At 66.4% G+C, this 22,194-nt stretch carries 23 protein-coding genes, 2 tRNA genes and 2 pseudogenes; 9 read left to right on the forward strand and 18 right to left on the reverse strand.

The window, feature by feature from the left end:
- The first annotated feature begins 46 nt into the window (after positions 1–46).
- Complete coding sequence (locus V6R86_RS06200; RefSeq protein ID WP_338502933.1) at positions 47–811, forward strand: alpha/beta fold hydrolase; 765 nt, start codon at positions 47–49, stop codon at positions 809–811.
- A 15-nt stretch (positions 812–826) separates the two neighbouring features.
- Here V6R86_RS06200 and nusG read toward each other — a convergent pair whose 3' ends face one another.
- The 6 genes from nusG to V6R86_RS06230 form a co-directional block, all read right to left on the reverse strand.
- On the reverse strand, positions 827–1,366 hold the full coding sequence (gene nusG, locus V6R86_RS06205) for a transcription termination/antitermination protein NusG (RefSeq protein WP_338502934.1): 540 nt from the start codon (positions 1,364–1,366) through the stop codon (positions 827–829).
- Between the two features lie 10 nt (positions 1,367–1,376).
- A complete protein-coding gene (gene secE, locus V6R86_RS06210) occupies positions 1,377–1,574 on the reverse strand; it encodes a preprotein translocase subunit SecE (protein WP_338502935.1) in 198 nt (65 codons plus the stop codon).
- A 120-nt stretch (positions 1,575–1,694) separates the two neighbouring features.
- The gene (locus V6R86_RS06215) at positions 1,695–2,501 is read right to left on the reverse strand and encodes a hypothetical protein (protein ID WP_338502936.1); all 807 of its coding nucleotides are present in this window, start codon (positions 2,499–2,501) and stop codon (positions 1,695–1,697) included.
- 72 nt (positions 2,502–2,573) lie between these two features.
- A tRNA-Trp gene (locus tag V6R86_RS06220) sits at positions 2,574–2,649 on the reverse strand.
- Complete coding sequence (locus tag V6R86_RS06225; RefSeq protein WP_338502937.1) at positions 2,640–3,506, reverse strand: sterol desaturase family protein; 867 nt, start codon at positions 3,504–3,506, stop codon at positions 2,640–2,642. The genes V6R86_RS06220 and V6R86_RS06225 overlap by 10 nt, the downstream gene beginning before the upstream one ends.
- Positions 3,507–3,566: 60 nt before the next feature.
- A complete protein-coding gene (locus tag V6R86_RS06230) occupies positions 3,567–5,315 on the reverse strand; it encodes a fatty acyl-AMP ligase (RefSeq protein WP_338505429.1) in 1,749 nt (582 codons plus the stop codon).
- Between the two features lie 152 nt (positions 5,316–5,467).
- Between V6R86_RS06230 and V6R86_RS06235 the strand changes: the two genes are divergently transcribed.
- The 5 genes and pseudogenes from V6R86_RS06235 to V6R86_RS13845 all read left to right on the forward strand — a co-directional run.
- Positions 5,468–6,031: a regulatory protein RecX gene (locus tag V6R86_RS06235; protein WP_338502938.1), complete on the forward strand. Its 564-nt coding sequence runs from the start codon at positions 5,468–5,470 to the stop codon at positions 6,029–6,031.
- A 65-nt stretch (positions 6,032–6,096) separates the two neighbouring features.
- Positions 6,097–6,714, forward strand: a complete 618-nt coding sequence (locus tag V6R86_RS06240) for a cold shock domain-containing protein (RefSeq protein WP_338502939.1) — start codon at positions 6,097–6,099, stop codon at positions 6,712–6,714.
- Positions 6,711–7,208: a DUF192 domain-containing protein gene (locus V6R86_RS06245; protein ID WP_338502941.1), complete on the forward strand. Its 498-nt coding sequence runs from the start codon at positions 6,711–6,713 to the stop codon at positions 7,206–7,208. Before V6R86_RS06240 ends, V6R86_RS06245 begins: the two co-directional genes overlap by 4 nt.
- A 41-nt stretch (positions 7,209–7,249) precedes the next feature.
- Positions 7,250–7,633 carry an NADH:ubiquinone oxidoreductase subunit NDUFA12 gene (locus V6R86_RS06250; protein WP_338502942.1) on the forward strand — a complete coding sequence of 128 codons (384 nt, stop codon included), beginning with the start codon at positions 7,250–7,252 and terminating at the stop codon, positions 7,631–7,633.
- 142 nt (positions 7,634–7,775) lie between these two features.
- Positions 7,776–8,009 (forward strand): annotated as a pseudogene (locus V6R86_RS13845) (DUF2155 domain-containing protein); the annotation flags it as partial.
- A gap of 35 nt (positions 8,010–8,044) precedes the next feature.
- Here V6R86_RS13845 and aat read toward each other — a convergent pair.
- Genes aat through aroQ form a run of 4 tightly spaced genes read right to left on the reverse strand, consistent with a single transcriptional unit; the run spans position 8,045 to position 11,083 of the window.
- A complete protein-coding gene (gene aat / locus V6R86_RS06260; RefSeq protein WP_338502943.1) occupies positions 8,045–8,734 on the reverse strand; it encodes a leucyl/phenylalanyl-tRNA--protein transferase in 690 nt (229 codons plus the stop codon).
- 47 nt (positions 8,735–8,781) lie between these two features.
- Positions 8,782–10,137: an acetyl-CoA carboxylase biotin carboxylase subunit gene (gene accC / locus V6R86_RS06265; protein WP_338502944.1), complete on the reverse strand. Its 1,356-nt coding sequence runs from the start codon at positions 10,135–10,137 to the stop codon at positions 8,782–8,784.
- A gap of 2 nt (positions 10,138–10,139) precedes the next feature.
- Positions 10,140–10,616: an acetyl-CoA carboxylase biotin carboxyl carrier protein gene (accB, locus tag V6R86_RS06270; RefSeq protein WP_338502945.1), complete on the reverse strand. Its 477-nt coding sequence runs from the start codon at positions 10,614–10,616 to the stop codon at positions 10,140–10,142.
- A gap of 35 nt (positions 10,617–10,651) precedes the next feature.
- Entirely contained in the window at positions 10,652–11,083 is a 432-nt protein-coding gene (aroQ, locus tag V6R86_RS06275) for a type II 3-dehydroquinate dehydratase (RefSeq protein ID WP_338502946.1), read from the reverse strand.
- A 39-nt stretch (positions 11,084–11,122) separates the two neighbouring features.
- On the opposite strand from aroQ, the pseudogene thiS reads away from it, so the two are divergent.
- Positions 11,123–12,134: pseudogene (gene thiS / locus V6R86_RS06280) on the forward strand (sulfur carrier protein ThiS).
- A gap of 465 nt (positions 12,135–12,599) precedes the next feature.
- A complete protein-coding gene (locus V6R86_RS06285; protein ID WP_338502947.1) occupies positions 12,600–13,400 on the forward strand; it encodes a PEPxxWA-CTERM sorting domain-containing protein in 801 nt (266 codons plus the stop codon).
- A gap of 117 nt (positions 13,401–13,517) precedes the next feature.
- Here V6R86_RS06285 and V6R86_RS06290 read toward each other — a convergent pair whose 3' ends face one another.
- Genes V6R86_RS06290 through cmk form a run of 4 tightly spaced genes read right to left on the reverse strand, consistent with a single transcriptional unit; the run spans position 13,518 to position 18,456 of the window.
- Positions 13,518–14,780: a Xaa-Pro peptidase family protein gene (locus V6R86_RS06290; protein WP_338502948.1), complete on the reverse strand. Its 1,263-nt coding sequence runs from the start codon at positions 14,778–14,780 to the stop codon at positions 13,518–13,520.
- Positions 14,781–14,799: 19 nt separating this feature from the next.
- On the reverse strand, positions 14,800–16,116 hold the full coding sequence (locus V6R86_RS06295) for a M24 family metallopeptidase (protein ID WP_338502949.1): 1,317 nt from the start codon (positions 16,114–16,116) through the stop codon (positions 14,800–14,802).
- 21 nt (positions 16,117–16,137) lie between these two features.
- On the reverse strand, positions 16,138–17,808 hold the full coding sequence (locus V6R86_RS06300; protein WP_338502950.1) for a thiamine pyrophosphate-binding protein: 1,671 nt from the start codon (positions 17,806–17,808) through the stop codon (positions 16,138–16,140).
- A 9-nt stretch (positions 17,809–17,817) separates the two neighbouring features.
- A complete protein-coding gene (cmk, locus tag V6R86_RS06305) occupies positions 17,818–18,456 on the reverse strand; it encodes a (d)CMP kinase (RefSeq protein WP_338502951.1) in 639 nt (212 codons plus the stop codon).
- A gap of 100 nt (positions 18,457–18,556) precedes the next feature.
- Here cmk and V6R86_RS06310 point away from each other — a divergent pair, with 100 nt between their 5' ends.
- Entirely contained in the window at positions 18,557–18,883 is a 327-nt protein-coding gene (locus V6R86_RS06310; protein WP_338502953.1) for a TIGR02300 family protein, read from the forward strand.
- Positions 18,884–19,006: 123 nt separating this feature from the next.
- On the opposite strand, the gene V6R86_RS06315 is transcribed toward V6R86_RS06310, so the two are convergent.
- From V6R86_RS06315 to V6R86_RS06330, 4 genes are all read right to left on the reverse strand, one after another.
- Positions 19,007–19,082, reverse strand: a tRNA-Ala gene (locus tag V6R86_RS06315).
- 142 nt (positions 19,083–19,224) lie between these two features.
- Positions 19,225–19,395, reverse strand: a complete 171-nt coding sequence (locus V6R86_RS06320) for a Flp family type IVb pilin (protein ID WP_338502954.1) — start codon at positions 19,393–19,395, stop codon at positions 19,225–19,227.
- Positions 19,396–19,616: 221 nt separating this feature from the next.
- Positions 19,617–19,787 (reverse strand): Flp family type IVb pilin, encoded by a 171-nt coding sequence (locus tag V6R86_RS06325; protein ID WP_338502955.1) that lies wholly within the window; start codon positions 19,785–19,787, stop codon positions 19,617–19,619.
- A gap of 152 nt (positions 19,788–19,939) precedes the next feature.
- Positions 19,940–22,114, reverse strand: coding sequence for a transglycosylase domain-containing protein (locus V6R86_RS06330; protein WP_338502956.1), 2,175 nt, complete (start codon positions 22,112–22,114; stop codon positions 19,940–19,942).
- Positions 22,115–22,194 lie beyond the last annotated feature (80 nt).

Below are 22,194 nucleotides of genomic sequence, written 5' to 3' on the forward strand. Positions count from 1 at the left end.
ACGGGCCCATTGTCGAACGCGGCTCGTTCGCCTCTTCATGATACAGATGATCGATCACGGGCGCGGCAAGCCGCTGCTACTAGTGCATGGCCTCGGCAGCAGCGGACATGCATGGGAGCCGGTGATCGCCCCGCTGGCGGAAGCGCGGCGGGTGATGGTGATCGACCTGCCGGGGCACGGAGCGAGCCCTGCGGAACCAGACAGCGAGACCTTTGCGGGGCTGGTACGATCGGTCTCCGAATGGCTCGAGACGACCCGCATGACCGGGGTCGACATGGTCGGCAGCTCGATGGGCGCCCGGCTCGTACTTGAGCTCGCCCGGCGCGGACTTGCCGGCAATGTCGTGGCGCTTGATCCCGGCGGCTTCTGGGAAGGGTGGGAGCGCAAGTTCCTGGTGACAACGCTCACGGCGTCGCGGGCACTGGTCAGCACGTTGAAGCCAGCGCTTCCGCGCCTCGCCGCCAACAAGGTCAGCCGATCGGCCTTGCTGGCCCAGCTGTCGGCGCGCCCGTGGGCGCTCGATGGCGCCTTCGTCGCCGAGGAACTGCGTGCCTTGGCCGACACGCCCACGGTGCCGTCGCTGGTGAAAGACCTGGGCTATGGCAAAGGTCAGACGGGCATCGCGGACACCGGCAAGCGGCTGGCGATCGGGTGGGGCCGCCACGACCGCCTGTGCTTGCCCGTGCAAGCCGGTCGCGCGACCGAGCGTTTCCCGAGCGCACGGCTCCACTGGTTCGAACACAGCGGCCATTTTCCGCTGTGGGACGAGCCGCGCGAGACGGTGAAGCTGATCGCGGAGGTCTGCGGATAGTCCGCAGCCCCGCGCTTACTTGACCAGTTCGACCTGCTCGAACTCGAGCTCGACCGGGGTCGCGCGGCCGAAGATCGACACGCCGACCTTGACCCGGCCGCGGTCGAAATCGAGTTCCTCGACCACGCCGTTGAAGCTCGCGAACGGGCCGTCGAGCACCTTGACGCTGTCGCCGATCTCGTAGTCGACGTTGATCTTGGCCTTGGGCGCGGCGGCGGCGGCTTCTTCCTTTGTGTTGAGGATGCGCGCGGCCTCGGCTTCGCTGATTGCCTGCGGCTTGCCGTTCGGCCCGAGAAAGCCGGTCACCTTGGGCGTGTTCTTAACGAGGTGGTAGACGTCGTCGTTCATGCCGAGCTTGGCGAGCACGTAGCCCGGGAAGAACTTGCGGTCGCTGGTGACCTTCTTGCCGCGGCGGATCTCGGTCACCTTTTCGGTCGGCACTTCGACCGATTCGACGAGCTGCTCGAGGTTCAGGCGCTTGGCTTCCGACAGGATCGACTCGCGAACCTTGTTCTCGAAGCCCGAATAAGCGTGAATGATGTACCAGCGGGACATGGGGAAACCCTTAAGCGAGCAGGCCGAGGAGGAACTGGACGATTGCGGCGAACGCGCTGTCCACGGCGAAGAAGAAGGTGGCGAGAATGGCGACCAGGATGAACACCATCACGGCGGTCACCCAGGTTTCCTTGCCGGTCGGCCACACGACCTTGCCCGCTTCGACGCGGACCTGGCGGATGAATTCGCCGGGGGATGTCTTGGCCATGATCGGCGGCTGCCTCTTCAAGTGATAGAAAAACGAGGTCCGCGGATGGCTCCGCCGGACCTCGATCGAAGCGCCATGTAGCGCGACAGGCGGCGGGGTTCAAGGTTGGCGGGCGCGAGGCTAGCCGAGCGTTCCTCCGCGCCCCTCGAGGCGCACTTTGGCGTTCCTAGCGAATTCGGTAGCGGAGACAAGCAGGGAGGTGCCGCTCAGGAGCAATTGCGTGCAACTGGTGGTGATCCATCGCGTCCGCAATGCGCGGCGGTATTTGGCGACGAGGACGCTGCGGCAGGCATTGAAGTCGGGACCGACCGTGCCGCCGCTCTTATGACGCAGGTGGAAGTCGATCACCCACGCAGAGCGGCCGAGGATATCAGCCAGGATGCACAGGTCGGGACCGTAAAGGTGAAATCCGCCGATGTCGTGCGACAGGGCAAGGTTGGCGTCGCGGCGGACCAAGATGAAATTCTCGTCGAGCGAACTGACCTGGCTGGGAAATGGTCCGCGCCTCTGGTCGTCGCCATGGGGGTCGCTGATCCGAGCGAAACGGCGACCGCGCCCGGCGCCGCCCGCATTGCCGCACAGGGCCCAGTCGGGGCTGATGGCATCGAGTTCGGCAAGCCGCGCTTCGAGCACGGCACGGTCATCGGTCAGTAGCAGCACATCCTGATGGCACAGGATGATATAGCGACCAGCAGCCTCCGTCAGGAAATGATTGTAGCCGTCATAGGCATCAGCGCCGTTGGCACCCGTGTTGTCTAAGAAAAGATACTCGCAATCGTCCGCACCGAAGCCGCCACGCTCGAACGTCGCCACCATTTCGGCATATTCGTCGGGCCGGGTGACCAGGGTGCAGACGGAGAAGACGATCTTTCCGCGATCGCGCCGGTCCAGGCGTCTGGGCGTTACCGTGCTCGCTGTCGTCGGCATCGCATACTCCTTTTGCAAATGAAGTAGCGCAGCGGGGACCTGGTCAAACGGATCACCGTGATCGGAATGGCCTGGCAGGGGCAGAGGGACTCGAACCCACGACCCTCGGTTTTGGAGACCGATGCTCTACCAACTGAGCTATACCCCTAAGGCCGAGTGCCGGTTAGCGGGGGCGTCCGCGTCTGGCAAGGCGCTCGTCTCCGCGGGCCCGATCGGAGGTGCCGCGGGCAGGGACGGAAGGATGCCCCAGAGGCGAAGCGGGAAGGCCAGCAGTTCGCCCACGGTGCGCGGCGAGGCGGCTTCGTGGATGCCGACCTGGGGCCATTGGCCTTTGTCCGGCATGACCTGCGTGCCGAACAATCGGTCCCAGAAGGAAAACAGGATCGAGAAATTGCGGTCGAAATGCCGTTCCTCGAGGCTGTGATGAATGCGGTGAAAGGCCGGGTCGACGAACAGGTGGCGGAGGGGTCCGAAGCCGAGTTTTACGGGGGAGTGGATGAAGAGCTGGAGGAAGAAGACCACTGTCGAGACCAAGGCCGGCACCGCGATGCTGCCGAAATCGATCAGCGAGAGGGGGACCGTGATCAGCGCGAACATCGGCAGGAATTGCGCGGGATGGCTGTAGCTGTTGGCGGCGCTCAACTGCTCGACCGAATGGTGGACGGCGTGCACCGGCCAGAAGAAGCGATGTTCGAAGCGGTGCTCCCAGTACATCAGGAAATCGGTCACCAGCAGGGTGAGGAAGGTGGTGCCGACCAGACCCAGTCCGAGCGGTGCAAGGTGAACGAGGGGGCCGACCCCGAGCGTCGCCCACAGGAGCTTGAGCGGAATGGCGACAAGGATGGCGAAGACGGGGTTGAGCAGCCCGAACAGCACGCCGGGCCAGCGCTCGGCCCAGCGGAACGCGCCGCGGCTGTTGACTCGCTCGACCAAGGTGCAGAGCAACAGCAGGACGCCGGTCGCGACGATCGCGCCGCTGATCTGATGAACTAGAGTGCCGCCCACGTGTCCTGTCGTCCCGATGCTTCGGGGACATGTGGACCGACCGTGGTTAGCAAGTCGTTATCAGGCGGCGAGATCCAGCGGCACGATCTCGCCCGACAGGTAGAGATTGCGGGCCTTGGTGCGGCTCAATTTGCCCGAGCTGGTGCGCGGCAGGCTGCGCGGCGGGATGAGTTCGACCACCGGGCTCATCCCGATGATGGCGCGGACCCGTTCCTTGATGTCGTCGCGCAGGCGGGTTCGCTCCTGCAGATCGCTAACGCGGCAATGGACCAGTACCGCCGGCTGTTCTTCGCCGCTCGGCCCGGTGATCGCGAAGGCGGCGATGTCGCCCGACTTGAAGCCGGGGAGCTGTTCGACCGCCCATTCGATATCCTGCGGCCAATGATTGCGGCCGTTGATGATGATCATGTCCTTGGCGCGGCCGACGATGAAGATGTAGCCGCCCGACAGATACCCCATGTCGCCAGTGTCGAGCCAGCCGCCGAGCATGCAGGCGTCGGTCGCCTCCTGGTCGCGATAATAGCCGACCATGATGCTGGCGCCGCGGACCCAGACCTTGCCGATCTCGCGGTCGGCGAGAAGCTCGCCGTCAGCGCCCCGGACTTCGATTTCCATACCTTCGACGGCGCGGCCGCAGTTGACGATGGCGCGGTAGCGCTTGGGCCGATCCTCGCCGTCTTCGGCGGCAGCGCCGGAGAGTTGGCTTTCCTCGACCAGTTCGAGGCGAATGCCTTCGCCCGGCGGCATCAGGCTGACCGCCAGCGTCGCTTCGGCAAGACCGTAGGACGGGCAGAAGGCGCTCGCCTGGAAGCCCGCGTCGGCGAAGGCGTCGACGAAGGCTTGCATGACGTCGGGACGGATCATGTCCGCGCCGTTGCCCGCAATCCGCCAGCGCGACAGGTCGAAGCGCTCACCGGCCTTGATTTGCGAGCTCATGCGGCGGGCGCAGATGTCGTAGCCGAAGGTCGGCGAATAGGAGAGGGTGGTGCCGGGGTTGCGGCTGATGAGGTCGAGCCAGGCGAGCGGACGGCGGGCGAAATCCTCCGTCTTCATATAGTCGACGCTGATCTGGTTCGCGAGCGGCGACAGGAGGCAGCCGACCAGGCCCATATCGTGGTACCAGGGCAGCCAGCTGATGCAGCGATCGGTTTCCTCGACCTTGAGGCCGAGGCTGTGGGCGCGGAGGTTGTCGAGCAGCGCGTGGTGGGTGACCGCGACGCCATGCGGGAAGCGGGTCGATCCGCTGCTGTATTGCAGATAGGCGATGTCTTCCGACTGACTTTCGGGTAGCGCGGCGTCGGCATCGAAGCTTGCGGCGTCGAGTTGGTCCCAGCTCATCGCCTTCACCTCGCGGCGGGCGGCGGCTTCCTGACAGAAGTCGGCGAGTTCGTTCGGATACAGGAACAGCGCGGGGTCCGAGCTGCCGAGCATCACCGAAAGCTGCTCGACATAGGCTTCGCGGCCGCCGAAGCTGGTCGGCAGCGGCAGCGGCACGGGCCACAGGCCGGCATAGACCGCGCCGAAAAAGCCGGCGGCGAACTCCGGCCCGGTCTCGGCCACCAGGGCGACGCGCTCCCCCTTGGCGAGGCCGAGCGCGAGAAAGCGGCGGGCGTGGTCGAGCGCGGCGGTGCGCAGCTCGGCATAGGTATAGGATTGCTTCAGCGTGCCGCGCGGGTCGTGGAAGTTCAGGCCGCGAGCGCCGGTCGCGGCATAATCGAGCGCTTCGCCAAGCGTGCCGAAATCGGCCAGCCGGCGCGGCAGGTCGTCGCGGGTCGGGGTCGCGCCCGGCGGGGCCAGCGGGTTGGTCATGGTGGTGGCGTCCGGCACGCTGGTCCTGTCCTGGCTTGTTCGTGTTGAAAAACCCATGCGGCGAGCAGCGCCGCACACGCCTTTATCCACCGTGGTTGTTCGCGTCCGACTGTGGCACAAAGAGGGCATATGGGGTGCGGGCAAGACAGGACGTGAACGCGGGCGAGGGCCAGGACAGGCCGAACCGGCGGCGCGAACGGCGCGCGCGGCCCCTCGATCAGCCGGCGTTGCAGGAGCTCGCCTTCGGCTATGTTGCCCGCTTCGCCACCAGCCGGGCCAAATTGTCCTCTTATCTGTCGCGCAAGCTTCGCGAGCGGGGATGGAGCGGCGACAAGGATCCGGACGTGGCGGCGGTGGTCGACAAGGTGGTCGGGCTCGGCTTCGTCGACGATGCCGCCTTTGCGGGCATGAAGGCGGCGAGCCTGACCCACCGCGGTTATGGCAGGGGGCGGGTCCGGCAGGCGCTTGCGGCCAGCGGGATCGGCGTCGAGGACGGCAGCGAAGCGCTTGCCCTGGCGGAAGATCAGCAGATGGCGGCCGCGCTGCGCTTCGCCCAGCGCCGGCGGATCGGCCCTTATGCGGAAACGCAAGGCGACATGGCGGCGCGGCAAAAGGCGCTCGCCGCGATGCTGCGCGCCGGGCATCCGATGGACCTGGCCCGGCGGGTGGTCGGGGCGGCACCCGGCGATCTCGAAGGATTGGCCGACGATTCCTAGAAAAGCGCAATCGTTATGGCCCTGTAACCTTTCAGATTGCGGTGAACGATGTTATAGGTGGCATCGTGCAACGTGAGTTCGCGTCGGTGTCGCAAGACCAATCTGGGCTGGATGGTTCTCCAGCCCCTTCCGCTCGTCCGGGCGATTCGCCGGCCGGGGGTTCGCTCGACAGTGCCGAAGGGCGCCGGGTTACCGGACGGATCAAGTGGTTCGACGCGACCCGCGGGTTCGGATTCATGGTCAGCGACGCGGTCGATGGCGACGTGCTGGTGCATTTTTCCATTCTTCGCGACCATAACCGGCGCTCGCTCCCCGAAGGAGCGGTTGTGACTTGCGACGTGGTGCGGCAGGATCGCGGCCTGCAGGCGATCCGGGTAGTGGAGATCGATCTGGCGGAAGCGGTGGTGGCGCGAAGCCCCAGCGTGTCGTCGGAAGATCGCTCCAACCGGACCGCCCTGCTGGACGGCGCTGGGCCGTTCGAGCCGGTGGAGGTCAAGTGGTTCAATCGCGTCAAAGGCTATGGCTTCGTCAATCGGGTGGGCAGCCCGGACCAGGACATCTTCCTGCACATGGAAACGGTGCGCCGCACGGGGCTGAACGATCTGCAGCCGGGCGACACGCTGTCAGCGCGGATCGCCGAGGGGCGCAAGGGGCTGACCGCCGTCGACCTCCGCGCGGATTGAGCCGGCTTGCGCTGCTTCTCGCGCTTCCGCTGTCCTTGAGCGCCGCCGCCTGCCAGCCGACCGGCGGGGAAAGCCCCAAGCTCGAACGCTCGGTCGCCGGGCTCGAGCAGGTGCCGCTGACGGTGCGCACCGCCGCGGGCAAGGTGCATAATTTCACGGTCGAAGTGGCCGCTTCGCCCAAAGAACAGCAGATGGGCCTGATGAACCGGCAGAGCCTTGCGCCCGATCGGGGCATGATCTTTCCCCAGGACACGCCGCGGATGGCGAGCTTCTGGATGAAGAACACGCTGATCCCGCTCGACATCATCTTTGTCCGGACCGACGGCACCATCGTCAACATCGCTGAGAATACGGTTCCGCTGAGCTTCGACCCGGTCCCGTCGCTGGAACCCGTGGGCGCGGTGCTGGAGCTGGCCGGCGGGCGCACCGCCGAGCTTGGCATCAAGGCCGGCGACAAGGTCGAATGGGTGCACGGGTCGGCGCCGGCGCAGTAGCGCTTGCTCCAGCCCCGTCCGACCCGCTAGGGGCAGGCGCCATGGGACTTTTGGCCAGCATCTTCACCTGGTGGAACGGCGCCACGCTCGGCACGTCGCTGTTCACGCGCCGTCACGGCCGCGAGGTCGGGCGCGACGAGACGGGCAACGTCTATTTCCAGCACCGCAAGGACCCCGCCCGCCGGTGGGTGATCTACAACGGCTCGAACGATGCCAGCCGCACCCCGCCGCAGTGGCAGAGCTGGCTTCGCGGCCAGCTCGGCGACGTGCCGGACAAGTCGCTGCCGCCTGCGCGCAAGTTCCAGAAGCCGGGTCTGCCCAATCTGTCGGGCACCGACGGCACCTACCGCCCGGCGGGATCGCTGGCGCGTGGCGGCAAGCGGCCGGCGGCGACTGGCGACTACCAGGCCTGGACCCCGGACTGAGGTGCTGACACGGCTTGCGGCGCTGGCGGCGATCGGCCTTACCGTGGCCGCCTGCGACCGGCTGCCCGGGCGGGGCGAGCAGCAGGCCGAGAAGGCCGCGGCGCCGACCAAGGCCGAGCCGCTGGCCCCCGGCACCACCCCGATGAACGAGCGTGTCGCGGTGCTCGGCATCCTCAACAAGCGCAACGGCATTTCGCGCGACATTCGGCTGAAGCCGGGGCAGGCCGTGCGGGTCGATGATCTGATCGTGCGGCTGCGGGCGTGCGAGACGACCCCGCCGTGGGAATTCGACCAGCTGACCGGTGCGTTCGTACAGGTCGACGTGCAGCAGCCCGAGGGCAGCTGGAACCGCGTCTTCTCAGGCTGGCTCTACAAGGAAAGCCCGTCGCTGAACGTGGTCGAGCACCGCGTCTACGACGTCTGGCCCAAGAGCTGCACGATGAGCTTCCCGGCCGCTTCCGACGAGGCCGGACCGCTGTCGGGCGACAGCAGCCCGTCCAACACTGTCCAGTCGGGCCGCGGCGGATCGAACGCGGAGCGCAATGCTTCGCCGAGTAATCCGACGTAGCGTTTGCGCGGCACTTCCACTGCGCCGAGCGAGGCGAGGTGGTCGGTCAGGAACTGGCAGTCGCACAGGATGAAGTGGCCGACCTTGAGCCGCGCCATTAGGAAGGCGAGCGCGACTTTGGACGCGTCGGTCGCGCGGCTGAACATGCTTTCGGCGAAGAAGGCGCGGCCGAGCACCACGCCATAGACACCGCCGACCAGCGCGCCGTCCAGCCAGACCTCGACCGAATGGGCTTGGGCGCGGGCGTGGAGGGCCAGCATCGCCGCTTCGATCGGGCCATTGATCCAGGTTTGCGGGCGGTCCGCGCAACCGAGCAGCACGGCGGCGAAATCGCGGTCAGCGGTGACGGTGAAGCGTCCCGAACGAAGCCGCTTGGCGAGGCTTCGCGAACAGTGAAAGAGCGGCGGCGGCAGGATGGCCCGCGAGCGCGGCTCGACCCAGAACAGCTCGTCGTTGGCGCGGTCGTCGGCCATCGGAAAGATGCCCGCCGCATAGCCGCGCAGGACGAGATCAGGGTCGAGCGTCAGGCTCATGGGCGCAGGTGTAACGCGCCGCGCGCACGCGGGCTACCGGGAGGCGCTCAGGCCTCCCGTTGCTCTTCCAGCCAGCGCTCCAGCCACTTGATGGTATAGTCGCCGTTGGCGAACGCCGGCTCCTTCAGAATGCGCTGGTGGAGGGGGACGTTGGTCTTGGGCCCATCGACCACGAATTCCTCGAGCGCGCGGCGGAGGCGGCAGATGGCGGCGTCGCGGTCCTCGCCCCACACGATCAGCTTGCCGATCATGCTGTCGTAGTAAGGCGGCACCTTGTAGCCCGAATAGAGGCCGCTATCGACGCGGGTCTGGAAGCCGCCGGGGGCGACGAAGTTCTTTACGAGGCCGGGCGAGGGCGCGAAGGTTTCGGGATCCTCGGCGTTGATGCGGCACTCGATCGAGTGGCCCTTCAGCTCGACCTGATCCTGAGTCACCGATAGGCCGCGGCCTTCAGCGATGCGGAGCTGCTCGGCGACGAGGTCGAGGCCGCTGATCATTTCGGTCACCGGATGCTCGACCTGAAGCCGGGTATTCATCTCGATGAAGTAGAACTCGCCGTTCTCGTACAGGAACTCGATGGTCCCCGCGCCGCGATAGCCCATGTCGGCCATCGCCTTGCGCACGCGCTCGCCCATCTCGGCGCGCTGGGCGGCGGAGACGACGGGCGAGGGCGCTTCTTCGATGACCTTCTGGTGACGGCGCTGGACCGAGCAGTCGCGCTCGCCAAGGTGGATCGCGCCGCCTTCGCCGTCGCCGAAGATCTGATATTCGATGTGCTTCGGGTCGCCGAGATATTTTTCCATGTAGACGGTGGGATCGCCGAACGCGGCATTCGCTTCCGACGAGGCCTGCGCCATCAGGGTCTCGAGCTGGTCGGGCTCGGGCACCACCTTCATCCCGCGACCGCCACCGCCCGACGCCGCCTTGATCAGGACCGGATAACCGATCTCCTCGGCGATCGCCTTGGCTTCGTCGAGATCGCTGATCGGGCCGGGCGAGCCCGGAACCAGCGGCAGGCCGAGCTTGGCGGCGGTGCGCTTTGCCTCGACCTTGTCGCCCATCACCCGGATATGCTCGGGCTTGGGCCCCACCCAGATGATGTTGTGCAGCTCCACGATCTCGGCGAACTGGGCGTTCTCCGAGAGGAAGCCGTAGCCCGGGTGAATCGCGTCGGCGTGGACGATCTCGGCTGCCGAGATGATGTTGGGGATGTTGAGATAGCTGTCGCGCGCGGCGGGCGGACCGATGCAGATGGCTTCGTCGGCGAGGCGCACGTGCATGGCGTCGGCGTCAGCGGTGGAATGCACCGCGACCGTGCGAATGCCCTGCTCCTTGGCGGCGCGCAGGATTCGCAGCGCGATCTCGCCGCGGTTGGCGATCAGCAGCTTGTTGATGGCGCGCATGGTTATTCGATGACCACCAGCGGCTGGTCGAATTCGACCGGCTGCGCATTGGCGACCATCAACTGGGTGATCTTGCCGGCGCGCGGGGCGGAGATCGGGTTCATCACCTTCATCGCTTCGACGATCAGGATGGTGTCGCCCTGCTTCACCGTGTCGCCGACGCTGACGAAATTGGCGGCGCCGGGTTCGGCGGCGAGATAGCAGGTGCCGACCATCGGCGAGCGAACGACGTCGCCGGCAGGCTCGAGCGCCGCGGCGGGCGCAGAGTCAGCCGACGCGGTCGGCGCGGCGGCCATCGCCTGCGGCGCGGCGACCACATGCTGCACCGGGGCAGCAGAGACCGTCAGTTCGCGGCGAACGCGGATCTTGCGATCGCCGTCCTCGACCTCGATCTCGGACAATTCATTGGCACTCAAGAGTTCGGCAAGTTCGCGAACCAGACCGGCATCGATGCGCATCTGCTTTTGCTCGTCAGACATTGAAAAATTCCTGTAATCTGTCGCCGCGCGCTCTGTCAGAGCCGGGCCGCTGCGTCCAGTGCCAGCGTGTAGGAGCCGGCGCCGAAGCCGCTGATCGAACCAACGCACACGGAGGCGATCAGGCTGCGATGGCGGAAGCGTTCGCGGGCGTGGGGGTTACTGAGATGAACCTCGATTACCCGCGTCGGGATCGCGCTGACCGCGTCGCGCAGCGCGACCGAGGTGTGGGTCAGGCCGCCCGCGTTGAGGAGCACGGCGTGGGCGCCCGTATCCGCCGCTTCGTGCAGCCAGTCGATGAGGTGACCCTCGTGATTCGACTGGCGAACGTCGATCTCCACCCCGAGCGTCGCGGCCTGGTCGTGCAGGCGTCCGGCGATGTCGTCGAGTGTGTCGGTGCCGTAGACCTCCGGCTCGCGGGTGCCGAGGCGATTGAGGTTGGGGCCGTTCAGGACAAGGATCTTGCGCATTGCGGCAGCCTCATCCGCCACCTAGATGCGCTAAGTCAAATGAGCGAAACCGAAACACACAGCATCACCGTCAATGGCGAGCATCGCCGGGTGGCGGCCGGGACCACCGTTGCGGGCCTGGTCGGAGAGCTCGGCCTCGATCCGGCGCGGGTCGCGGTGGAGCGTAATCTCGAGATCGTGCCGCGCTCGACGCTGGCCGAGGTCAAGGTCGAGGACGGCGACGATTACGAGATCGTCCATTTTGTTGGAGGTGGTTGAAGTGAATGCGCCCGTGCAGATCGATAAGGACAGCTGGACCGTCGCGGGGCGGACGTTCACCTCGCGGCTGATCGTCGGGACGGGCAAGTACAAGAGCCTCGAGCAGAATGCGGCGGCGGTGGCGGCGAGCGGGGCGGAGATCGTCACGGTGGCGGTGCGGCGGGTGAATCTCACCGATCCGAACGCGCCCAAGCTGACCGACTTCATCGATCCCAAGGTCACGACCTATCTGCCCAACACGGCGGGCTGCTTCACCGCCGAGGAAGCGATCCGCACGCTGCGCCTGGCGCGCGAGGCGGGGGGCTGGAAGCTGGTGAAGCTCGAGGTGCTGGCCGAGGCCAAGACGCTCTACCCCGACATGATCGAGACCGTCCGCGCGACCGAGCTTTTGACCAAGGAGGGGTTCGAGGTGATGGTTTATTGCACGGACGACCCGATCATGGCCCGGCGCTGCGAGGACGCGGGCGCGGTGGCGATCATGCCGCTGGGCGCACCGATCGGATCGGGGCTGGGAGTGCAGAACCCGGTAACCATTCGCCTGATCGTCGAAGGGGCCAAGGTACCGGTGCTGGTCGATGCCGGCGTCGGAACGGCGAGCGATGCGGCTTATGCGATGGAGCTTGGCTGCGACGGGGTGCTGATGAACACCGCCATCGCCGAGGCCAAGGACCCGATCCTGATGGCCCGCGCGATGAAGGCGGCGGTGGAGGGTGGGCGGTTGGCCTATCGCGCCGGGCGCATGGGCAAGCGGATGTATGCCGATCCGAGCAGTCCGTTGGCGGGGCTGATCTGAAGGTCACCTTGGCCGTTGGTGCCGGCGTTTGAGAATGCTGGCACGAACGGCGGGAAACCGGTATTTCTGTATCGCCGCCAAAGAGCCGTGGAACTCGTGAAGGCGTGCAGCAGACGAAACTCCACTTTTCAAGCTTCGATCTGAGACGAGAGCCCCAGTAAGAGAGCAGCACTTGCTATCTTATCACGGCGCATTCGCCAGCGCTCTGGCCTTGATGCGAAATCGACCTCATCGGTCTTCGTAAAATCAGAAAAAAACCGCGTCGAGAGCGATGTTGATCTGTGAAATCGTTTGAAATGTGTAAGAATGACACACTCTCTTCGGCATTCACTTTTGTTAGTATAAAATAGTACCAACCGGACCTCGCCGGTATTTCTTTCGGTAAAACGCCCAATTAAAGATCTCTTAACGATTCGGAGTTGCTCGCAACTTTGTTCCGTTGCCAACTCCTCAAGGGATCGAAATATGCGATTTGCTTTCCTGGCTGCGACTGCGGCCCTGTTTTCTGCTGGCTCGGCGATGGCTCAGATCACTCCGGGCGAAAAGACCATCACCAATCTCAATTCTCCGTTTCCGGCAGGCCAGTCGTTTGCGGTTACCGAGGCCAGCGGGGGTGGCTCGGGCAACATTACGACGCAGAACGTGTCGGATACTGATGGTTCACTGAACATTACTGGCGACCGCGTGCGGGTTCAGACCGGAAATCAATTCGGCGGGGGCACTAACACGGGTGTGTCGGCTAACTCCATCGTAGATCTGACGGGCGATTTCTTCATCAATGCTCTTGGTGACAATCGCGCCCTGACGCCCGCGCTTCGCGTGTTGATCCAGGATGGCTCTCAGCGTTCGGAGCTCATCTGGGAAGGTGCCTATAATGGTTCGACCGGTCTCGGCTTTGGTTCGGCGGATGCGGGCGATCTCTTTTACCAATTCATCGCCGGTCAGGGCGCGACGCCCGGCAACACCTTCGGGTATACGATGATGAGCTTGGCCGATTGGGGCAACACCTACTCGTCCGCCGCATTCGTCAGCGCCTTGAGCATCGGTGTCGGCGGCGCTCCTGGTGTTACCGGTTTCAATGCGAACGTGGACAATTTCGCGTTCCGGACCGACGCCGGGACGACGCGCTACAACTTCGCTACCTCGGCCGTTGCCGCGGTTCCGGAGCCGGGGACGTGGGCGTTGATGCTGGTAGGCTTCGGCGCGATCGGTGGCTCGATGCGCCGCAGCCGCCGCTCGGCCAAGGCGATCCCGCAGATCGCCTAAGCGTTTGCGTCAATGACAATGCGAAGGGCCCGGTGATTGCCGGGCCCTTTTCATTTGGGCTGGCTCCACGACGGTTGGAAGCAATTCGGTTCTGAGTGGCCTTGGGTGGACCTTCGCTCACCCCAGCGGCTGGTCGATGCTCGGCGGCGGGGTGGTGAACCACTTCGGCCCGCTCGCCGTCATGTGGAAGCAATCTTCCAGCCGCACGCCGAAGCGGCCGGGAAGATAGATCCCTGGCTCGTTGGAGAAGCACATGCCGGGCGCCAGCCGCGTCGTCTCGCCGCGGACGAGGTTGACGGGCTCGTGGCCTTCCATCCCGATGCCATGGCCGGTGCGATGAGACAGGCCGGGGAGCTTGTAGTCGGGGCCGTAGCCCCAGCTCGTGTAGGCCTTGCGCACCGCATCATCGACGCTGCCGGCCGATGCGCCGACCCGGGCGGCGGCGAGCGCGATCTGCTGGCCGCGGTGGACTTGGTCCCAGACCTTGCGCTGGTCGGGCGTGGGCGTGCGATCGAAGACGAAGGTGCGGCTGATGTCCGACTGGTAGCCGTGAACGCTGCACCCGCCGTCGATCAGGACGAGATCGCCGCGTGCCAGGCTGTGCGGTTTCTTGGAGCCGTGGGGGAGGGCCGAAGCCTCGTTGATGAGGACGAGGTTGCCGGCGCCCGAGCCGCCGAGCGCAGTCGTGGCGGCGACGATGGCGGCGTTGATGTCGCTGCCGCTCATGCCCGTCTTCAAATTGGCGTGGGCGGTGCGGAAGGCGGCGATGGTGATGTCGCTGGCAGCCTGCATCAGCGCGAGTTCGGCGGCCGACTTGATCATCCGCTGCGCGCGAACAACGGCATTGGCGTTGACGATGCGCGTGCCCGGCAATTGCGCGGCGAGGCGATCGCCGAGGAAGAAGCGGTTAGTTTCCTCGAACGCGATGGGGCGGCCGGTGACCCGCCGTTCGCGCAGGAAGTCGGCGACGAGCTTCAGCGGTTCGTCATCTTCCTGCCAGGTGCGGATTTCGGCCGGGACCTCGAGCTGTTCGGCGATGCTGGGTTGTTCGAAGAAGGGCGTGACGATGATCGGCTCGCCTTCGGCGGGGATGACGACGCCGGTCAGCCGCTCGCTGCGCCACCATTGGACACCGGTGTAATAATCGAGGCTGGGGCCGGATTCGACCAGCATCGCGCCGAGGTTGTTGGCGCGCAGGAGTTGCTGAGCGCGGGCGAGCCGGGCGCTGCGTTCGGCGGCGGTGATGGGCGGGGGCAGGGGGCGCGGGGTGACCTGTTCGGCGACCGCGGCGGCGAGGCGGCTGGTGGGCAGGCTCAGCGCGGCGCCAAGCGCGGTGGCGCCGGTCAGGAACGAGCGGCGGTGAAAGGCGAGGCTGGTCACGAGCGTGTCTCCGTGTCGCTTATCGACGAGGGGCGATGAGGTGGAAGCGGGTCTGGCGCACGTCGAGATAGCGCACGGTCTTGCCGTCGAAAAAGGCGTTTTCTTCCTGGCGAAAGTCGATTTCCTGACCGTTCCATTCGGGCACGGCGGCGCGGGCGTTGAGCTCGATCGACCAAGCGGTGTTCGGGCGGAGCGGATGCTCGCCGCGCGGGTCGGCAGCCTGGTTGTCCCAGAAGCCGATGCTGCTCCCCGCGCCGTGGCCGTGGAAGCCGATCGGATGGGAGTAGATGGAAGGCTTGAGCCCCTGCGCGATCGCCTTGGCGCGGGCGGCTGCCAGGATCTGATTGCCGGTTAGACCGGTCTTGAAGCTCGAGGTCAGCGTGTCTTGCACCCGGTTGGCAGCGGCGAGGCCGTCGCGCAGGCCCTTGGGGGCGTCGGTTTCGCCCGATTTCAGGACGTAGCCCAATTGCTGCACGTCGCTGTTGAGGCCGAGATAGGTGATGCCGAAATCGGTCCACAGCATGTCGCCTTCGCGGATGATCTCGTCTTCCTGCAGCGCGGCAGTCTGCCCGGCGCGGAAGATCGAGAGCGAGGGGTGGAACCAGACGGTGAGGCCGAGGCTGCTGACCTTCTCGCGCATCCACCAGCGAACGTCGTTGGCGGTGGTCTTTCCGGGGGTGATGACCTTGTCGCTGAGGGCTTCGGCGATGATCGCGTGAGTGATTTGCAGGAGCTGTGGGTAGACCTGCATTTCGGCTGGCGTGCGGGTTTCGAGCCAGCCGACGGCGAGCGCGTCGGTGGGGACGAGGCGGCTGCGATAGGTGGGGTCGAGGGCCGCGGTCAGGCCCTGATATTGGCTGAGGGTGAGGCCGTCGGCGAATTGGCTGAGCGCGCTGGTGTTGATCGCGATGCGCTTGGGATCGCGGGCGGCGATCAGTTGGGCGAGGGCTTTCCATTGGTCGGGCTCGGCATCGGGGTTCCAGGCCGGCTGGAACAGTCCGCCAAGGCCGTAGCGGCTGACGGTGAGGCGCTCGACCGGCTTGCCGGGGCCGGGATCGACAAAAACCAGGATTGTGCGGCGGCGGGCGTGGAAGCTTTCCGCGTCGAGCATGGTGGCGAGCACCGGGTCTTCGACATATTCGCGGGCGATCAGCACCCACATGTCGATCCCTTGTTCGCGCATCAGGGCGGGAACGACGCGGTCGAGCCGGTCGGCCAGCAGCTTGTCGTGAAGCGCGGCTTGCTCCCGCAAGGGGAGGACGGTCGGTTGTGCCGTCAGCGGCGCCGCGCTGAGGCCGAGCAGCAGGAGTGCTGCGATCCGCAAGATACCTGACACTCGTCCCCCCCCTGTGTTGGCTTAGCCCCGCGCCTTGTCCCGTAGCGCGGTGATGGTGGTCTGGTTGGTGATCACCTCGACGTCGGTCTTGAGGTGGAGCAGGCGAATGCCCTTGCGGGTGAGCGCCTCGTCGAGGGCCGGAGCGAAGTCCTCGGTCCGTTCGACCGTCGCTGCCCTCGCGCCATAGGCCCGGCCGAGGGCGGCGAAGTCGGGGTTGGCGAGAGTGGTGGCGGAAAGGCGCTCGGGATAGTCGCGTTCCTGGTGCATCCGTATGGTGCCGTAGCTGCCGTTGTCGACGATGATGACGAGGAGGTTGGCGCCATATTGGGCGGCGGTGGCGAGCTCTTGCCCGTTCATCAGGAAGTCGCCGTCGCCCGCGACGCAGAGCACCTGGCGGTCGCGAAAACGCAAGCTTGCGGCGACCGCGGCGGGGAGGCCGTAGCCCATCGTCCCGCTGGTGGGCGCAAGCTGGCACGGCGTCGCGAGATAGCGCCAGTAGCGGTGTACCCAACCCGAGAAATTGCCCGCGCCGTTACAGACGATGGTGTCGGGGGCGAGTTTGTCGCGCAGCAGGGCGACGCACGGGCCGAGGTCGAGGGTCACGCCGTCGCGCGGGGCGGGCTCGCTCCAGGCAAGATAGTCGGCATGAGCTTCGCGTCCGGCGCCGAAGGGAAGAAGGTCGTCATCTTCCCACGCGTCGAGGTCCTGGCTGAATTCGCCCATGTCCGAGCAGATCGGCAGGTCGGCGTGGTAGACGCGGCCGAGCTCGTTCGGGTCTGGATGGACGTGGACGATCGTCTGGCCGGGGTGGTCGGGGGTGATCAGCGTGTAGCCGTCGGTGGTGGCTTCGCCGAGGCGGGCGCCGACGACCAGCAGCAGGTCGGCGTCCTTGACCCGCTGGACCAGCTTCGGGTTCGGGCCGTAGCCTAGGTTGCCGGCATAGACCGGGCAATCGTTGGCGATCGCGTCCTGGCGGCGGAAGGCGGCGGCCACCGGAATGCCGGTGCGCGCGGCCCAGGCGCTGAAATGATGGGCGGCGCACGGGCTCCAGTCGGCGCCGCCGACGATGGCGACGGGGGCGGCGGCGTCTTTCAGCAGTTCGTGAAGGGTGGCGATGGCGCTGGGATCGGGATGCTCGACCACCGGGGGCAGGGCCGGGCGGTCCAGCGCCTCGACCTCATCGCGCAGCATGTCTTCGGGTAGCGCAAGGACCACCGGGCCGGGACGACCGGCGGTGGCGACGCGCCAGGCGCGGGCGACATATTCGGGAATCCGGCGCGCATCGTCGATCCGCGCGGCCCATTTGGCGATGGGGCCGAAAAACGCGGGAAAGTCGATCTCCTGAAAACCTTCGCGGTCCTTGTCGCGGCGGTCGAGGTCGCCGACGAACAGGATCATCGGAGTCGAATCCTGGAAGGCGACATGGACGCCGGGGGTCGCGTTGGTGGCACCGGGGCCGCGGGTGACGAAGGCGATTCCGGGGCGGCCGGTCAACTTGCCGTCGGCTTCGGCCATGTAGCTGACGCCGCCTTCCTGGCGGCAGACGACGACGTCGATCTCGGGGGTGTCGTGGAGCGCGTCGAGGACGGCGAGGAAGCTTTCGCCAGGGACGGTGAACAGGCGGTCGCAGCCCTGGATTCGGAGCTGGTCGACGAGAAGGCGTCCGCCGGTGCGGAGATTGGGCGCGGTCATGCGCCGGTCTTAGGTGGCGAGCCGCGTTTCCACCAGCCGGATTGCTTCGGCCAGCGCTTCGGCCGGGCTCATCGCGCTGGTATCGAGCAGCAGCGCGTCGTCGGCCATCAGCAAGGGCGCCGCGTCGCGCCCGGCGTCGCGTTCGTCGCGGGCCTTGAGGTCGATCAGGATGTCCTCGAGATGGACGGGGAGGCCGGCAGTGGTCAGTTCGGCATGGCGGCGGCGGGCGCGTTCGTCGATCGCGGCGGTGACGAACAATTTAGCGGTGGCGTCGGGCGCGATCACCGTGCCGATGTCGCGGCCGTCGAGCACCGCGCCTTGTTCAGAGCCCGCGAATTCGCGCTGGCGTTCGAGCAGGGCGACGCGGACGGCGGGGTAGGCGCTGACGCGGCTGGCAATGCCGCCGACCATCTCGCTCTTGAGTTCGGGGTCGTCCATCAGGTTCGCGATGTCCTCGCACGCCCGCAGCGCGGCGAATTCGCTGTCGGGGTCACCGCCCCAGCGCAGCAGTGACAGCGCCACGGCACGGTAAAGCTTGCCGGTGTCGAGATGGGGCAGGCCATAGTGGCGGGCGAGACCGCGGGCGATCGTGCCCTTGCCGCTGGCGGCCGGGCCGTCCACGGCGATGACGAGGGAAGGGCTGGGCATGGGCGCGGGCTTTGACAGCCACCCCCCGCTATGGCAAGGCGCGCGCCGATCAACCGGGGCAGCCTTGCCGCCGGTCGTTTCTTCTATTGGAGACTGCAGCATGGTGAAGCCCGAGTGGGGCGCCAAGCGCACCTGCCCCAAGTGCGCGACCCGTTTTTATGATCTCGGCAAGGACGATCCCGTCACTTGCATCGAGTGCGGCACCACCTTCGTGCCCGAGCCGGTGCTGAAGTCCAAGCAGCCGATGCCGTTCGAGCAGGCCGCGGTTGCCGCGCCTGCCGGCAAGCCGGATTCCGATCTCGAAGCCGAGGATCTGGCGCTGCCGGACGAGGACGAAGAGCCCAGCGCCGACGACGAGGTCGATCTGTCGACCGGCGACGACGATCTGGGTGTCGAGCGCCAGAACGACGAGGAAGAGAATAACTGAGCCGGCGGTTCGCCGATCAGTTTTTTTCAGGAAAAGGGCGGGGCTTCGGCTCCGCCCTTTTTCGTTTGGCTCTTTCGCGGGCAAGAAAAAAGGCCGCCCTGGGCAGGCGGCCTTTTAAAAACTTGGTGGAGCCGTGGGGGATCGAACCCCAGACCTTCGCAATGCCATCGCGACGCTCTCCCAGCTGAGCTACGGCCCCGTGTGAGCGCGCCTTTACGGGCGTTCGCGGCGGCTGCCAACCCCTTTGTTGCGGGTGGGGGCCACGAAATCCGAAAAACAGAAAAGGGCACCGGTCGCCCGGTGCCCTCCTGTCTCGAATCGGTCGCAAACGAAGGCGGCGATCAGGCCGTCTTGTTGAGATTGTCGCCGACGTTGGTGAAGGTCTTGTTGAGGTTGCCGCCGATGCTGGTCAGCGCGGTAATCGCGGCCACGGCGATGAGGGCGGCGATCAGGCCGTATTCGATCGCGGTGGCGCCGTCTTCGTTGCGAAGCATGTTGGTGAAGGTGGTCATCGTAATTCTCCCCAAAGGATCAAACGACACGCCGGCCTTCCCCCTTGGAACGCAGCGCCTCGATACGCAGCATAATCGGCGCAAAAGGTTAAAAAATCCTGTCACCGAGAATTTGGCGCCGCATGGGCGCCTCGGCACGCTGCACAAACGAAGAGCCCCGCCGCCGCCTCTTGGAGAGGACGGCGACGGGGCCCGTCACACCGGTTTCAACCGGACGGCGGTTAGGCCGTCTTGTTGAGGTTGGCGCCGACGTTGGTGAAGGTCTTGTTGAGGTTGCCGCCGATGCTGGTCAGCGCGGTGATCGCGGCGACGGCGATGAGGGCGGCGATCAGGCCGTATTCAATCGCGGTGGCGCCGTCTTCGTTGTTCAGCATCTTGATGAAATTGGTCATGTCCGGTCTCCTGTTCCACTTGGTCCCCGGGGGTGGCCCCGGCACCGGCGGGCGCTCAGATCGCCCCTCGGTCGAGAGTGGTTTTAGGAGGCAAGGAGTTAAGGAGTGGTTGAACGGGCAGGTAAAAATACGTTCACCACTTTTCTGTGTTTTCACCGGCTTTCGGAGAGAAAGCTGTCGGCGGCAGCGGACAGGCGTTCGAACCAGGTCTCGATATTGTCCATTATAGGCGCGTTTTGCGGATTCGGGCCGGACGCGCGGCGCGGGGTTTTATAACCGGATGGAAGCGCCGACGCGCTGCGCCCGTCGACGCTAAGCGCCGGAGCCATGAAATTGCGCCAGATCTGCGCCGGGGTGGTCCCGCCCGATACCTTCTTGCCGAGCGATTTGTTGTCGTCGCGCCCGACCCACACGCCGACCACCAGATCGCCAGCGAAGCCGACGAACAGCGCATCGCGATTGTCCTGGCTGGTGCCGGTCTTGCCAAAGGTCGGGGTGGCGAGCGCGGCCTTGCGGCCGGTGCCTTCGTTGGCCGCGGCCCACAGGAGGTCGAGCATCGGCCGCCAATCGCGACCCTCGTCGAGGCGGCCGCCGCCGCTTCCGAACAAGGTAGCGGTGAAGTCTCGGGTCTGGGCCGCAGCGGGGCTGGGCGGGAGGCCGGTCGCTTTGATCGGATAACGCCCGCTCGCCACCGCGGCATAGGCCGACGTGAGTTCGAGCAGGCTGACCCCCGCGGTGCCGAGCGCGACGCTGGGCGAATCGGGCAGCGGGGTGGAGATGCCGAGTTCGCGCGCGGTGCGCAGGACCTGGGCGCGGCCGACCTCTTCCGACAGGCGCACGGTGGCGGCGTTGCTGGAGCGGGCAAAGGCTTGTTGCAGCGTCACCGGCCCGCGGAACACGCCATCGCTATTGGCAGGGCTCCAGCCGTCGATCGTGATCGGCTTGTCCTGGACGATCGAATCGGGGCGATAGCCCGAGCGCAGCGCGGCGAGATAGACGAACAATTTGAACGCCGACCCGGGTTGACGGCGGGCTTGCGTCGCGCGGTTGAAGGACGATTCTTTGTAGGAGCGGCCGCCGACCATCGCGACGACCCGGCCGTCGGGGCGCATCGCCACCAGCGCGGCCTGCACACCCGGGCCGAGCGCCGCATTGCCGACTGCGCGCGAGGCAAGGCGCTGGAGGTCGGCGTCGAGGGTGCTGACGACCTTCACTTCACCGAAGTCGGTTTCGAACGCGTCGGCGGCCTGCGGCGCCATCCAGTCGGCGAAATAGGTGCCGGTTGGGACCTTCTGGGTGCGGCGCACCGGGCGCGCGGGGGCGGCGAGCGCGGCGCGGGCCTGGGCCGGAGTGATCGCGCCCGTGTCGCGCATGGCGGCGAGCACCAGGGCGGCGCGTTTGCGCGCGCCGGCAAGATTGCGGGTCGGGGCAAGCCGGCTCGGCGCCTGGACGAGGCCGGCGAGCATCGCCGATTGCGCGAGGGTGAGTTGCTCGGGCTGCCTGCCGAAATAATGGCGCGAGGCGGCGCGCAGGCCGTAGACTCCGTCACCGAAATAGACCGACGACAGGTAGCGCGAGAGGATCTCGTCCTTGGTCAGCCAGCCTTCGAGCCAGAAGGCGATGATCACTTCCTGCGCCTTGCGCTTCATGGCGCGGTCGGAGGACAGGAAGCTGGTCTTGGCGAGCTGCTGAGTCAGCGTCGAGCCGCCCTGGCGCACGCCGCCTGCCTGAAAGTTCGCGACCATCGCCCGGCCGATCGCGCGCGGGTCGATGCCCCAGTGGCGATAGAAGCGACGGTCCTCGATCGCGACAAAGGCGCCGGGGGTGAAGGGCTTCAGCTTGGCGATCTCGACCGGGGCTTCCTTGATCGAACCGCGGCGGGCGATCGGGCGGCCTTCGCTCGACACGATCAGCATGGCGGGGTTGGGCAAGGGTTCGAGCGCGCGGCCGAGCGGGGCGGTGACAATCAGCCACAGCAGGGTGATGAGCAGCAGGGCGCCGAAAACCATCGCGCCCCAGCGCAGCCACGGGCGGCGCGGCGCGGCATCGACCGATGGTTCGGGCGGCAGCGGGGGAGGCGGAGGTTCGGCGCCGCCGTTGCGGAAAAAGGCGGCGCGTTCCGAGCGGTCGAGCCAGGTGGTGGAGGGTGCTTCGACCGAGGTCACGACCGGCCGTTCTACGGCGATCGGCCGGGCCGTGTCGCGCTGCCACCAATGGCGGCGCTTCACCGTCGGAGTCGCACCGCCGAACAACGGCTCGGCGAAGGGATCGGGAAGATCCTCGACGTTGCGACCGTCTCGCTGCCAGGGTGAATCGCGATCCGCCATGCACTCAAAACTCGGTTGGTGATCTAATGCCCTAATACAGCTAGGCGGCCATGACTAGGACTTCTTCGCGCCGACGCCCT

Source organism: Sphingomonas kaistensis, assembly GCF_036884275.1.
Lineage (GTDB): Bacteria > Pseudomonadota > Alphaproteobacteria > Sphingomonadales > Sphingomonadaceae > Sphingomicrobium > Sphingomicrobium kaistense_A.

Bases quoted from the DNA above. Each gene is read 5' to 3' on its own strand.
- V6R86_RS06200 (WP_338502933.1), top strand. From the start codon at position 47: ATGATCGATCACGGGCGCGGCAAGCCGCTGCTACTAGTGCATGGCCTC.
- nusG (WP_338502934.1), bottom strand. From the start codon at position 1,366: ATGTCCCGCTGGTACATCATTCACGCTTATTCGGGCTTCGAGAACAAG.
- secE (WP_338502935.1), bottom strand. From the start codon at position 1,574: ATGGCCAAGACATCCCCCGGCGAATTCATCCGCCAGGTCCGCGTCGAA.
- V6R86_RS06215 (WP_338502936.1), bottom strand. From the start codon at position 2,501: ATGCCGACGACAGCGAGCACGGTAACGCCCAGACGCCTGGACCGGCGC.
- V6R86_RS06230 (WP_338505429.1), bottom strand. From the start codon at position 5,315: ATGACCAACCCGCTGGCCCCGCCGGGCGCGACCCCGACCCGCGACGAC.
- V6R86_RS06250 (WP_338502942.1), top strand. From the start codon at position 7,250: ATGGGACTTTTGGCCAGCATCTTCACCTGGTGGAACGGCGCCACGCTC.
- aat (WP_338502943.1), bottom strand. From the start codon at position 8,734: ATGAGCCTGACGCTCGACCCTGATCTCGTCCTGCGCGGCTATGCGGCG.
- accC (WP_338502944.1), bottom strand. From the start codon at position 10,137: ATGCGCGCCATCAACAAGCTGCTGATCGCCAACCGCGGCGAGATCGCG.
- accB (WP_338502945.1), bottom strand. From the start codon at position 10,616: ATGTCTGACGAGCAAAAGCAGATGCGCATCGATGCCGGTCTGGTTCGC.
- aroQ (WP_338502946.1), bottom strand. From the start codon at position 11,083: ATGCGCAAGATCCTTGTCCTGAACGGCCCCAACCTCAATCGCCTCGGC.
- V6R86_RS06285 (WP_338502947.1), top strand. From the start codon at position 12,600: ATGCGATTTGCTTTCCTGGCTGCGACTGCGGCCCTGTTTTCTGCTGGC.
- V6R86_RS06300 (WP_338502950.1), bottom strand. From the start codon at position 17,808: ATGACCGCGCCCAATCTCCGCACCGGCGGACGCCTTCTCGTCGACCAG.
- cmk (WP_338502951.1), bottom strand. From the start codon at position 18,456: ATGCCCAGCCCTTCCCTCGTCATCGCCGTGGACGGCCCGGCCGCCAGC.
- V6R86_RS06310 (WP_338502953.1), top strand. From the start codon at position 18,557: ATGGTGAAGCCCGAGTGGGGCGCCAAGCGCACCTGCCCCAAGTGCGCG.
- V6R86_RS06320 (WP_338502954.1), bottom strand. From the start codon at position 19,395: ATGACCACCTTCACCAACATGCTTCGCAACGAAGACGGCGCCACCGCG.
- V6R86_RS06325 (WP_338502955.1), bottom strand. From the start codon at position 19,787: ATGACCAATTTCATCAAGATGCTGAACAACGAAGACGGCGCCACCGCG.
- V6R86_RS06330 (WP_338502956.1), bottom strand. From the start codon at position 22,114: ATGGCGGATCGCGATTCACCCTGGCAGCGAGACGGTCGCAACGTCGAG.